Genomic DNA, 12,598 nt, shown 5'->3' on the forward strand with positions numbered 1-12,598 from the left:
TCGGGGTATCGTATTCAACGTGAGAGGTGTTGATGGTGATACCACGGGCTTTTTCTTCCGGCGCGTTATCGATCTGATCAAATGCGCGCGCAGCGCCACCGTAGGTTTTAGCCAGAACGGTAGTAATTGCTGCGGTCAGCGTTGTTTTACCATGGTCAACGTGGCCGATAGTACCGACGTTAACGTGGGGTTTTGTACGTTCAAATTTTTCTTTAGACACGGCGATATTCCTTACTCTAATGTTCTCTCCCTGTGGAGAGAGCACGGGATTAATGTGTTAAACCCAGATTATTTACCACGGGCTTCAATAACGGCCTGAGCAACGTTGTTCGGCGCATCATCGTACTTCAAAAACTCCATGGAGTAAGATGCACGGCCTTTGGTCAGAGAACGCAGTTGAGTTGCGTATCCGAACATTTCAGACAGTGGAACCTCAGCGTGAATCACAACGCCAGTAACGTTGGACTCCTGACCGCGCAGTAGACCACGACGGCGGCTAAGGTCACCGATAACGTCACCAGTGTTTTCTTCCGGCGTTTCAACTTCAACCTTCATGATCGGCTCAAGCAGAACGGGTTGCGCTTTCTTAAAGCCATCTTTAAAGGCAAGAGAAGCTGCCAGTTTAAACGCCAGTTCAGAGGAGTCAACGTCGTGGTAAGAACCGAAGTGCAGACGCACACCGAGATCAACTACCGGATAACCAGCCAACGGACCCGCTTTCAGCTGTTCCTGGATACCTTTATCAACGGCAGGGATGTATTCGCCAGGAATTACACCACCCTTGATGTCGTTGATGAACTCATAGCCTTTCGGATTTGAGCCCGGTTCCAACGGGTACATGTCAATAACAACATGACCATACTGACCACGACCACCAGACTGCTTGGCGTGTTTACCCTCGATATCGGTAACTTTTGCACGAATCGCTTCACGATATGCAACCTGCGGTTTACCAACGTTGGCTTCAACGTTGAACTCGCGCTTCATACGGTCAACGATGATGTCGAGATGCAGTTCACCCATACCAGCGATAATGGTTTGGTTAGATTCTTCGTCAGTCCATACGCGGAAAGACGGGTCTTCTTTCGCCAGACGGCCCAGAGCCAGACCCATTTTTTCCTGGTCGGCTTTGGTTTTCGGTTCTACCGCGATGGAAATAACCGGCTCCGGGAATTCCATACGTTCCAGAATGATCGGCGATTCTGGATCACACAGGGTATCACCCGTCGTTACGTCTTTCAGACCGATAGCCGCAGCGATATCGCCCGCGCGAACTTCTTTAATCTCTTCACGTTTGTTGGCATGCATCTGAACGATACGACCAAAACGCTCGCGTGCGGATTTCACCGAGTTCAGTATGGTATCACCGGAGTTAACCACGCCAGAGTAGACGCGGAAGAAAGTCAGGTTACCTACAAACGGGTCGGTGGCGATTTTGAACGCCAGTGCAGCGAACGGTTCGTCATCGTTGGCGTGACGCTCGGCCGGTGTATCTTTACCGTCATCCAAAATACCGTTGATCGCAGGTACGTCAGTTGGCGCCGGCAGGTAATCGATTACCGCATCCAGCATCGCCTGCACACCTTTGTTCTTAAACGCGGAACCACAGGTTATCAGGATGATTTCGTTGTTCAGAACGCGCTGACGCAGAGCTTTTTTGATCTCTTCTTCAGTCAGTTCTTCACCGCCGAGGTATTTCTCCATCAGATCTTCTGATGCTTCAGCGGCGGACTCGATCAGGTTCTGGTGCCATTCGTCGGCCAGCTCCTGCATATCAGCCGGAATATCTTCATAGGTGAAGGTAACGCCTTGATCGGCTTCATTCCAGTTGATAGCTTTCATTTTCACCAGATCAACAACACCGGTGAAATTTTCTTCAGCGCCAATAGCTAACTGAAGCGGTACCGGATTTGCGCCCAAACGGGTTTTGATCTGGCCGACCACTTTCAGGAAGTTCGCGCCCATGCGGTCCATTTTGTTAACGAACGCAATGCGCGGCACTTTATATTTGTTCGCCTGACGCCATACGGTTTCAGACTGCGGTTGAACACCACCGACAGCACAGTAAACCATTACTGCACCGTCGAGAACACGCATGGAACGTTCTACTTCGATAGTGAAGTCAACGTGTCCCGGGGTGTCGATGATGTTGATACGATGGGGTTCATACTGCTTGGCCATACCTGACCAGAAAGCAGTTGTCGCAGCAGAAGTGATGGTGATCCCACGCTCCTGCTCCTGCGCCATCCAGTCCATGGTGGCCGCGCCGTCATGAACTTCACCGATTTTATGGTTCACACCGGTATAGAACAGAATACGTTCCGTCGTGGTGGTTTTACCGGCATCGATGTGTGCACTGATACCGATATTGCGGTAGCGTGCAATGGGTGTTGTACGAGCCATTTGTTTCCTCTATATCCTAGGGCGTTCAATTAGTTAACCCAAGCGGGTCGGCTTTCGAAAGCGCCCGCCTGGTTAGCATAACTACAGCGAAGGGATTACCAACGGTAGTGAGCGAACGCCTTGTTGGCTTCAGCCATACGGTGAACGTCTTCACGTTTCTTGACAGCAGTACCTTTGTTTTCTGCTGCATCAGAAAGTTCGTTCGCCAGGCGCAGAGCCATGGATTTATCACCGCGTTTACGAGCAGCTTCAACGATCCAACGCATTGCCAGAGCATTACGACGAACCGGACGGACTTCAACTGGCACCTGATAAGTAGAACCACCAACGCGGCGAGACTTAACTTCGACAGTCGGGCGAACGTTGTCCAGAGCTACTTCAAAAGCTTCCAGATGATCTTTACCAGAACGCTGAGCCAGGGTCTCCAGCGCGGTATAGACAATTGCTTCAGCAGTAGATTTTTTACCATCTACCATCAGGATATTTACAAATTTGGCCAACAGCTCTGATCCGAACTTAGGATCCGGCAGGATTTTACGTTGACCAATGACGCGACGACGTGGCATGGAAATACTCCGTTGTTAATTCAGGATTGTCCAAAACTCTACGAGTTTAGTTTGACATTTAAGTTAAAACGTTTGGCCTTACTTAACGGAGAACCATTAAGCCTTTGGCTTCTTCACGCCGTACTTGGAACGGGATTGCTTACGGTCTTTGACACCTGAGCAGTCCAGCGCGCCGCGAACGGTGTGGTAACGCACACCTGGCAGGTCTTTAACACGACCGCCACGGATCAGGATCACGGAGTGTTCCTGTAGGTTATGACCTTCGCCACCGATGTAGGAGGTCACTTCAAAACCGTTGGTTAAACGAACACGGCATACTTTACGCAGCGCGGAGTTCGGTTTTTTCGGGGTGGTGGTATATACACGGGTACATACGCCACGTTTCTGCGGGCAGGCTTCCAACGCTGGAACGTTGCTTTTAGCAACCTTCAGAGCGCGTGGTTTGCGTACCAGCTGGTTAATTGTTGCCATTCAAAAAGCTCCTGGTTTTTGCTTCGTAAACACGTAATAAATCGTCTCGTACCCGCGCAAGGCAAAGTATGAGGACGCAGAATTTTAGGGCTGGCAGTGGAAGGAGTCAAGAAATATACAAAAATTCAGCGTTACCAAGCCAGCTGTTGCGGATGCCGAACCGTCAATTTAACAAACTCAGTATAGTCAATTAATGAAACATTGGTTGAAATTTGTGCGACCAAGCCGCGGGCATCCACATCATTTTTAAGCGCATACAAAGGGATAGCGGTTTTAAGCAGGCGGTTTAATACCGGGGTATCCGCCAGTGCGGCGATAACGCCGTCCTGCAATAATACCAGTGCGTCCTCCGGCCCCAGACAACGTAACAGCGTGTCCATGTCGCAGTGATAAGGAGAATGAGAAAGGGTGTGCAACATAAATAAAAACGCTCGCCGCTAAAATGAGATGATTGACGGGTAATCCGACAGCTCGCTTTTTAAGGCTTCCGGGCTCAGAAGCTCAACATCCACCACCCAATTGGTATCCAACGCAATACCGCGCTGCCGTAAAGATGTTTCGCACGCATAGCAGCGCTCGATGTCATACAGCGGCAGTACGCCAAAGGTGGAAATATAGTTACGCATCAGGATCTTTTCAGGCTGCTGTCCGGGTAATAACTGCAATACGCCATCACCGATAAAGAACACGCCGATTTCTTCCGTCAACGCCGATACCGCCAACAGGGCATCCAATCCTTCACGGCCGGCCGCGCTACCGTGAGGCGAGTGGGTAAAAACAAACGCAATACGCTTCATGACGCTACCTTAAAGACGCATTAAAACTGCACAACCCGATCGCAGGCCAGAACGGACTGAGCCAGTTCGCCAAGACCGCTTAAGGTAAAGCCATCCTGTAAATTAGCGGCGCCCAATTTAAGGTGTTCGGCCTGCTGCCGGTCAGTAACGCCACGCCGTAAGGCCGCGGCGATGCATACATTGAGCGCCACCTGATGTTCCTGGCCCAAGCGTTGCCAGCCACGCACCAGATCAAATTCATCATTCGCCGGAGAGGTGAGCTGATTGGCATTCAACACGCCCTCGCGATAAAAGAAAACGCAGGCCAACCGATGCCCCTCGGACAATAAAGCCTGAGCGAACTGCAACGCGCTGCTCGCTTGCTGCGTACCATAAGCAGGGCCGGTGACCAGCAGGCAATAGCTTAGCATCCGCGCTCGTGCCCGCTAAAATCGCCGCTTTTAAACTGGCGAATATAGAGATATACGGTGTGTTTGGAGATATTCAGGCGCTCGGCGACCTGGTTGATCGCGTCTTTAATATCAAAGATGCCCTTCTCATACAGGCTCAACACAATCTGTCGGTTTTTCGCATTGTTAGACACATTGCGGTCCGCATTCACTTCTTCAATGGAGAATTCCAGCGTTTGCGCCACCAGATCGTCAACCGACGATGCGAAGTTGACCGATGACGCCACTTCATGGGTTTCTGGTGGAATAAATGTCTGAACGATCTGTGAGAAAGGCACATCCAGGTTCATATTGATGCATAACAATCCAATCACCCGCTGATCGCGGTTACGAATCGCGATCGTCACCGATTTCATCAGCACGCCGCTTTTAGCCCGGGTGAAATAGGCCTTGGAGACGCTGCTGTCTTCTCCGGCCATGTCATGCAGCATACGCAATGCGAGGTCGGTAATCGGCGATCCGATTTTCCTGCCGGTATGTTCCCCATTGGCAATACGCACGGCGGAACATTTAAGATCCTCAAGGGAATGCAGCACAATCTCGCAGTGCTCGCCGATCAACATGGCCAAACCATCAACCACCGCTTCATACGATTTCAGGATCTCATAATCCGTCTGGCTAAACGGACGTTCATCCAGCAAATCAAGGTCATAAGATTCGCCGGATATAAGCGAAGTAGACATGGCAAACACCACCCTCAATGTGATCTATTTGTTGTATTGACAAGAGGCACAGTCTAGCAAATGTCCACTCACTCGTCCCTGAAATTAACAAGCCGCATGATAAGGTTGAATGAATGGAATCCCGCCAGCGACGGCCCCGGGTGACACGGCAACCATTGTTACAAGAGAGAAGCTGCTTGGAGAATCAGTTCCAGATTGGCAGACCTTATTGGAACAGCATAATGTTTGTGCCGATTTTTGCCGACTTTATCACACTTGCTTAAAACATTGCCTGCCGCCGGCAATGGCTATTGATGCCAGATTGACGTTGACGCTCACGTCAAGAGGAAGGTTCAGTCGGAAGCAGGCAAAAAAAACCGCAGGGCTGAACCTGCGGTTTATTATCGCTTGATAGGGATAAATTACTGGGCGCTTTTCTCAGCAGCGGCCGGTTTTTCCGCTTTTGCATCGTCGGCTGCTTTCACATCGGCTTCAGATTTGATATCCAGCAGTTCAACGTCAAAGACCAGCGTGGAGTTGGCAGGAATGCCTGGAACACCGGTTTCACCGTAGGCAAGGGCTGGCGGAATAACCAATTTAATCTTGCCGCCCTTCTTCACCTGTTTTAACCCTTCAGTCCAGCCGGGGATAACGCCGTCCAGACGGAAAGACAACGGCTCGCCGCGTTTGTAGGAGTTATCAAACTCGCTGCCGTCGACCAGCGTACCTTTATAGTTAACCACCACGGTGTCGCTGTCTTTCGGCGCATTGCCGCTGCCGCTTTTCTCAACCTGATACAACAGGCCGGACTCGGTTTTCTTCACGCCTTTTTCTTTGGCGAAAGTATCGCGATATTTGGTGCCTTTATCCGCGTTGTCTTTGGCGTCCTGCTTCATCTTGGTTTCAGCCGCGGCTTTTACCCGGCCTTCAAAGCTTTGCAGCGTCTTTTCAATCTCTTCGTCGCTCAGTTTGCTCTTATCGGCAAACGCGTCCTGAACACCGGCAATCAGCTGATCTTTATCCAGTTTAATACCGAGCTTTTCCTGCTCTTTAAGCGAGTTATCCATGTAACGACCCAGAGATGCGCCTAACGCATACGCCGCGGCCTGTTCATCATTCTTGAATTTGGCTGCCGTAGTACTATCGGACGCCTGCGCCTTATCTGCCGCCAGAGCCTGGCCAGCGTTCAGAGTCAGGGCCATCGTCGTTGCTAACAGCGTTACTTTAAACAGTGATTTCATCCATTTCTCCAGCATCTGGAGCAATACGCCCCAGCCATCATTAAAAATAAATTCGCGACTACTATAACTGCGCGCGTGAAGACAACACAACGACACGCACGACAAACTTTTGATAAAAACGCCCGCAGCGGTTTTTAATCGCCCGATTGGGCCGAGCCGTAAGATCAACCCCTACAGGACGGCTCAACATCCATAGATAGCCTATTGCGTCCTATTCCGACCGTTTTTACTACCAGAAGTTTCCGCTTTCTGACAAACTCACGGGGAACAGGAAGTAAAAGGAAAACCGATGTCACCGTCTTTACTTGAAGAACGGCTCGAATTACTGGAAAGTCGACAGGCCTTTCAGGAACTGACGATAGAAGAGCTGAACCAGACCATTATCCAACACGAGCGGGAAATTAGCCGCTTGCGCGAGCAAATGCGCTTGTTGACGGAAAGATTACGCACCCAGCAGACCTCGTTAGTCGCCCCGCAGTCTGAAGAAACGCCGCCGCCGCATTATTAATTAATGCGTCGACACCGCGGCAACGGCGCTCCGAAAAACCGGCGGCAGATGCCCACCATAAAAAAACCTCAGATCAACAACCGTTGATCTGAGGTTATCTGCAACGCCTGCCTTCCGCCGATAAAATCGGCGTTTATCCGCAATCAGGCTCGGATTAATGGCAACCGCAACCGCCGTTACCGCCGCAGCCGCCTTTACCGTGCTCATGCTCGTGGTCATGACCGTGACCGCCACAGCAGCCATCGCCATGCTCATGGTCGTGCTCGCCGTGAACATGGCCGTGAGCCAGCTCTTCTTCGGTCGCGTCACGGATCGCGATGACCTCAACATTAAAGCTCAGGTTCTGACCCGCCAGCATGTGGTTGCCATCAACCACGACGTGATCGTCTTCAACTTCGGTAATTTCGACCGGCACCGGCCCCTGGTCGGTTTCAGCCAGAAAACGCATACCAACCTGCAACTCGTCTACGCCCATAAAGACATCTTTGGGTACGCGCTGAACCAGGTTTTCGTCATAATTGCCATAAGCGTCGTTGGAAGCGATATTGACATCAAAGCGATCGCCCACGGCGCGGCCTTCCAATGCGTTTTCCAGACCGGAAATCAACGAGCCGTGACCATGCAGATAGTCCAACGGCGCACTCACCGGAGACTCATCAACCAACACACCGTCTTCTGTTCGTACCTGATAGGCCAGACTGACCACCAGATCTTTTGCTACTTTCATGATATCTCCTACCGTTGGAAATCAAACTGGCGCAAATTGTAGCTGAAAAAAATCCCTGTGTACCGTCCGGGATAAAAAAACGTCACGCAGCGACGGCCCGGAGGGTGGCGTACTTGATGCCGCCGGGGCGTCACCCGGAATCCCCCGCTTACTCGGGATGAAAAATGCCGATGATGTTGTCCGCCGGGCGCCCCGCCGTCGTGGCGGACTCATCCGTCCGGCTTTGTTGATAACCGCACTTCACACAGACAACCACTTCCGTCTGGTTTTCATGTCCGACGGCCAATGTATCCTGCGTTTGACATTTAGGGCAGACGGCCCCGGCAATAAAGCGTTTACGCATAGTGTTCCGACCTACTTTCGCTTCAGTATTATCCAATTTCATCCCAGTCGTCCGGCCGGCGGCGCTCATGCTGCATTTCCCGTTGGAAAATATCCTCCAGCTCGCGCCGCGCCTCTTTCACCCGGGATATCTGCGCCACATCGCTCTGTAACTGCGGCATCAACTCCCGCAACATCCGCATATCCAGACGGCGGAAATGCTGCTGGGCACGAAAAGCCTGATGGGGATGCATACCCAACGATATCAGCGATTTGCGACCCAACTCCAGCGCGCTGGAAAAAGTTTCGCGGGAGAAATGCCTGACCCCGGCCTGCAAAAGCTCATGCGCTTCCACCCGCCCACGGGCGCGGGCCAAAATTTCCAGATGAGGAAAATGCTGTTGGCACAGATGCACAATCGCCAGGGTATCTTCCGGCGCATTACAGGTAATGACGATCGATTGCGCCTTTGCCGCACCCGCCGAGCGCAATAGTTCCAGTTCCGTCGCATCACCATAGTATACTTTATAACCATAGCTGCGCATCAGGCTGACCGCGCTGATATCACGTTCCAGCACCGTAATGCGCATCTTATTCGCCATCAACAGGCGGCCAATCACCTGTCCGAAACGCCCAAACCCCACCACAATCACCTGCGGCTCGTCATCGGCGACGTAGGGCTTCTCGTCGGGCGCCTCCTGCATGTTGTAGCGGCGGGCCAGAATGCGGTCGATAAGCTGCATCAACAGCGGCGTCGTCATCATCGACAGCGTTACCGTCACCAACAGCATCGGCAGTTGGTCGCCCTGTAAAACCTTATAGGCTGACGCGGCTGAAAACAGAACAAAGGCAAACTCCCCGCCCTGACTCAATACGCCGGCGAACTGCAAACGTTCCGAGCGGCGCATTCTGTTAATCCGCGCCAGAACATAGAGCACCGTTCCTTTTACGGCGACCAGCACCACAACCGCAATCAATACGTCCACAATATGGGTGTAGAGAATGCCCAGATTGAGCGCCATGCCGACGGAAATGAAGAACAACCCCAGCAGCAATCCTTTAAACGGCTCGATGGCGATTTCCAGCTCATGGCGATATTCGCTCTCCGCCAGCAGCACCCCGGCGATAAACGTGCCCAGTGCCATCGAAAAACCCAGCGCTTCCATAAACAGCGCCGATCCCAACACCAGCAGCAGCGCCGCCGCGGTAAACACTTCACGCACGCCGGAGGCGGCGATAAAGCGAAACAGCGGGCGCACCAGGTAGCGGCCGCCGATCAGCATACCGGCAAAGGCCGCAACCTTGAGCGCCACATGGTTCCAGTCGTCCAGCTCGCCCTGAACGCCGGCCAGAATCGGAATTAATGCCAGAGCGGGAATAACCGCCAAATCCTGAAACAGCAGTACGGAAAAACCCAGTTGCCCGGACTCGCTGCGATTCATCCCCTTTTCGCGCATTAGCTGTAATGCCATCGCCGTGGATGACATCGCCAGCCCCACCCCGCCGATTAATGCGGATTGCCAGGAGAAATCGGTCAGATAAAGCGCCCCGCCCAACACCAGCGCACTTAGCCCGACCTGTGCAGCGCCAACGCCGAAAATGGAGCGACGCAGCGTCCATAATTTTTTCGGATTCAGTTCCAGCCCAATGATGAACATAAGAAAAACGACGCCAAGCTCGGAAAAATGCAAAATAGCGTCGACATCCCGAATAAACCCCAATCCCCAGGGGCCGATGGCGATCCCGGCAATCAAATAGCCCAATACGGCGCCAATGCCTAATCGTGCGGCAATCGGCACGGCGACCACCGCCACAAACAAAAACAGAACGCCGGCGGTAAGCAGTGCAGAACTTTCCATATCAGCGTTCCTCGCGATCGAAAGGGGAAGCCAACCATTGGGCATAGGCCAGCGCATGACTGGACAGCGCATCCGGCGGCAGACGGCGCGCCCAGTAAACAACCATCGGTTTCATCCAGCGCATGCGACATAAAGCGGCGGCCATTTCAAACGGCCGCAGCAGTTCATCCATGGAATAACCGCTGTTGCCGCCGGCCCGATAGGCTTCCTCCGGCTCACCGGTGGTGATCACCGAACGCCAGAGCTTTCCTGCCAGCGCATTTCCCCCGATGCCGTTGGCAAAGCCGCGCGATAACACCCGGTCGAGCCACTCTTTCAGTAAGGCCGGACAGCTGTAGGTATATAACGGATGCTGGAACACAATCACCTGATGCTCGCGCAGCAGCTGTTGCTCATGGTGAATATCAATAAAGAAATCAGGATAGTGCGCGTAAAGGTCGTGCACGGTGACATGATCTAACTGGTGCGCCGGTTGCAGTAAAACCCGGTTCGCCACCGAGTCCTGTGATTCCGGATGGGCATACAGCAGCAAAATCCTGGGTGGCTGCGACATCATTCCCCTCCAAAGCGTCGTCATGGTGGTCGTTTTCCGTTACCATGCAGCGCAACGACTAAAAACAAGACCTGTTGGTCCTGATATCAGGTCCATAATTTAACATACTCTGAACATACGGCGCTTTATGATTGTTTTCTCCTCGCTGCAAATTCGACGTGGTGTACATGTTTTGCTGGATAACGCAACGGCTACCATCAATCCCGGCCAGAAAGTCGGTTTAGTGGGTAAGAACGGCTGCGGTAAATCGACGCTGTTGGCATTGCTGAAAGGTGAAATCAGCGCCGACGCCGGTAGTGCGACCTTCCCTCAAAGCTGGGCGCTCGCCTGGGTCAATCAGGAAACCCCGGCGCTGGATGTCCCGGCGCTTGAGTATGTGATTGACGGCGACCGCGAGTTCCGTCAGTTGGAAGCGGCATTGCACACGGCGAACGAAGAGAACGACGGCCATGCGATCGCCACGCTGCACGGCAAGCTGGACGCCATTCAGGCCTGGACGATTCAGGCCAGAGCCTCAAGCCTGCTCAATGGCCTGGGCTTCTCACAGGAACAGTTGCGGCACCCGGTCAGCGCTTTTTCCGGCGGCTGGCGCATGCGTCTTAATCTGGCCCAGGCGCTGATTTGTCGCTCCGATCTGCTGCTGCTGGATGAACCGACCAACCACCTCGATCTGGATGCGGTTATCTGGCTGGAAAAGTGGCTGAAAAACTACCCGGGCACGCTGGTGCTGATTTCGCACGACCGCGACTTCCTCGATCCTATCGTTAATAAAATAATACACATAGAACAACAAACACTAAACGAATACACCGGCAACTACACCTCGTTCGAACGTCAGCGCGCCACCCGGCTGGCGCAGCAGCAATCATTATACGAACATCAGCAGGAACGCGTCGCCCATCTGCAACACTATATCGACCGCTTCCGGGCCAAGGCGACCAAAGCCAAGCAGGCGCAAAGCCGAATAAAAATGCTGGAACGGATGGAGATGATTGCCCCCGCCCATGTGGACAACCCGTTTCGTTTCAGTTTCCGGGCGCCGGAATCGCTGCCGAATCCCCTGCTCAGAATGGAAAAAGTCAGCGCCGGCTACGGCGATACGCCGATCCTCGAGTCGATTAAGCTGAATCTGGTGCCCGGCTCGCGCATTGGCCTGCTGGGCCATAACGGCGCGGGGAAATCGACGCTGATCAAGCTATTGGCCGGTACGCTGGCGCCGATGCAGGGTGAAATCGGCCTGTCCAAAGGCGTGAAACTGGGTTATTTCGCCCAGCATCAGTTGGAGTTTCTGCGCGCCGACGAATCGCCGCTACAGCATATGGTGCGGTTAGCCGAACGGGAAACCGAGCAGCAACTGCGCGATTACCTCGGCGGCTTCGGCTTCCGCGGCGACAAGGTGACGGAAATTACCGAACGCTTTTCCGGGGGTGAGAAAGCACGGCTGGTGCTGGCGCTGGTCGTCTGGCAACGTCCGAATCTGTTACTGCTCGATGAACCCACCAACCATTTGGATCTTGATATGCGACAGGCGCTGACCGAAGCGCTGATCGATTTTGAAGGCGCGCTGGTGGTGGTATCGCACGACAGACACCTGATCCGTTCCACCACCGACGATCTCTATCTGGTGCATGACCGGAAAGTCGAGCCGTTTGATGGCGATCTGGAGGATTACCAACAGTGGCTGCTCGACAGACAACGTCAGGATGGCGACGGCGATGAGACGCCGAAGGAAAACGCCGTCAACAGCGCGCAGGCCAGAAAAGACCAAAAGCGGCGCGAGGCCGAGCTAAGAACCCAGACGCAGCCTTTGCGCAAGCTGATCGCCAGGCACGAACAGCAGATGGAAAAGCTGGGCGTCGAGCTGGAAGCCATTGAGGCACGGCTGGCGGATAGCGCACTGTATGATCTCAGCCGCAAAGCCGAGCTTACCGAGTGTTTACAGCAGCAGATAAAAGTAAAAGCGGAACTGGAAGCATCAGAAATGGCCTGGCTGGATGCGCAAGAGCAGTTAGAGCAGATGAATCAGTCGCTGTCATAATTG

General features: G+C 53.1%; 15 protein-coding genes. 2 read left to right on the top strand and 13 right to left on the bottom strand.

Features of this window, described 5'->3' with window-relative positions; translation table 11 throughout:
* The 9 genes from JG725_RS13785 to fkpA all read right to left on the bottom strand — a co-directional run.
* Positions 1-220 (bottom strand): GTP-binding protein (locus JG725_RS13785; protein ID WP_000031664.1); only part of this gene is annotated, 220 nt, incomplete at its 3' end.
* A 68-nt stretch (positions 221-288) separates the two neighbouring features.
* Positions 289-2,403: an elongation factor G gene (gene fusA, locus JG725_RS13790; RefSeq protein ID WP_172291252.1), complete on the bottom strand. Its 2,115-nt coding sequence runs from the start codon at positions 2,401-2,403 to the stop codon at positions 289-291.
* Between the two features lie 95 nt (positions 2,404-2,498).
* Entirely contained in the window at positions 2,499-2,969 is a 471-nt protein-coding gene (gene rpsG / locus JG725_RS13795; RefSeq protein ID WP_009111198.1) for a 30S ribosomal protein S7, read from the bottom strand.
* A gap of 96 nt (positions 2,970-3,065) precedes the next feature.
* The gene (gene rpsL / locus JG725_RS13800) at positions 3,066-3,440 is read right to left on the bottom strand and encodes a 30S ribosomal protein S12 (RefSeq protein WP_021013355.1); all 375 of its coding nucleotides are present in this window, start codon (positions 3,438-3,440) and stop codon (positions 3,066-3,068) included.
* A gap of 131 nt (positions 3,441-3,571) precedes the next feature.
* The gene (gene tusB / locus JG725_RS13805) at positions 3,572-3,859 is read right to left on the bottom strand and encodes a sulfurtransferase complex subunit TusB (protein ID WP_172291253.1); all 288 of its coding nucleotides are present in this window, start codon (positions 3,857-3,859) and stop codon (positions 3,572-3,574) included.
* An 18-nt stretch (positions 3,860-3,877) separates the two neighbouring features.
* The gene (gene tusC / locus JG725_RS13810) at positions 3,878-4,237 is read right to left on the bottom strand and encodes a sulfurtransferase complex subunit TusC (protein WP_199378498.1); all 360 of its coding nucleotides are present in this window, start codon (positions 4,235-4,237) and stop codon (positions 3,878-3,880) included.
* Positions 4,238-4,257: 20 nt separating this feature from the next.
* On the bottom strand, positions 4,258-4,647 hold the full coding sequence (gene tusD / locus JG725_RS13815) for a sulfurtransferase complex subunit TusD (RefSeq protein WP_199378500.1): 390 nt from the start codon (positions 4,645-4,647) through the stop codon (positions 4,258-4,260).
* Entirely contained in the window at positions 4,641-5,369 is a 729-nt protein-coding gene (locus JG725_RS13820) for a transcriptional regulator (RefSeq protein ID WP_199378502.1), read from the bottom strand. Before JG725_RS13820 ends, tusD begins: the two co-directional genes overlap by 7 nt.
* Positions 5,370-5,770: 401 nt before the next feature.
* The gene (fkpA, locus tag JG725_RS13825) at positions 5,771-6,589 is read right to left on the bottom strand and encodes an FKBP-type peptidyl-prolyl cis-trans isomerase (RefSeq protein WP_172291257.1); all 819 of its coding nucleotides are present in this window, start codon (positions 6,587-6,589) and stop codon (positions 5,771-5,773) included.
* A gap of 289 nt (positions 6,590-6,878) precedes the next feature.
* On the opposite strand from fkpA, the gene JG725_RS13830 reads away from it, so the two are divergent.
* Positions 6,879-7,097 (top strand): SlyX family protein, encoded by a 219-nt coding sequence (locus JG725_RS13830; protein ID WP_172291258.1) that lies wholly within the window; start codon positions 6,879-6,881, stop codon positions 7,095-7,097.
* Between the two features lie 154 nt (positions 7,098-7,251).
* Here JG725_RS13830 and slyD read toward each other — a convergent pair whose 3' ends face one another.
* The 4 genes from slyD to kefG form a co-directional block, all read right to left on the bottom strand.
* Positions 7,252-7,824 carry a peptidylprolyl isomerase gene (slyD, locus tag JG725_RS13835; RefSeq protein WP_172291259.1) on the bottom strand — a complete coding sequence of 191 codons (573 nt, stop codon included), beginning with the start codon at positions 7,822-7,824 and terminating at the stop codon, positions 7,252-7,254.
* Between the two features lie 148 nt (positions 7,825-7,972).
* Positions 7,973-8,167 carry a YheV family putative zinc ribbon protein gene (locus JG725_RS13840; RefSeq protein ID WP_172291342.1) on the bottom strand — a complete coding sequence of 65 codons (195 nt, stop codon included), beginning with the start codon at positions 8,165-8,167 and terminating at the stop codon, positions 7,973-7,975.
* Between the two features lie 28 nt (positions 8,168-8,195).
* A complete protein-coding gene (gene kefB, locus JG725_RS13845) occupies positions 8,196-10,004 on the bottom strand; it encodes a glutathione-regulated potassium-efflux system protein KefB (RefSeq protein WP_172291260.1) in 1,809 nt (602 codons plus the stop codon).
* Position 10,005: 1 nt separating this feature from the next.
* Complete coding sequence (gene kefG / locus JG725_RS13850; protein ID WP_172291261.1) at positions 10,006-10,557, bottom strand: glutathione-regulated potassium-efflux system ancillary protein KefG; 552 nt, start codon at positions 10,555-10,557, stop codon at positions 10,006-10,008.
* A 127-nt stretch (positions 10,558-10,684) separates the two neighbouring features.
* Here kefG and JG725_RS13855 point away from each other — a divergent pair, with 127 nt between their 5' ends.
* Positions 10,685-12,595 (top strand): ABC transporter ATP-binding protein, encoded by a 1,911-nt coding sequence (locus JG725_RS13855; protein ID WP_199378503.1) that lies wholly within the window; start codon positions 10,685-10,687, stop codon positions 12,593-12,595.
* The last annotated feature ends 3 nt before the right edge of the window (positions 12,596-12,598 follow it).

Source organism: Brenneria sp. L3-3C-1 (assembly GCF_016456245.1).
In the GTDB taxonomy this organism is placed as follows: Bacteria; Pseudomonadota; Gammaproteobacteria; order Enterobacterales; family Enterobacteriaceae; genus Brenneria.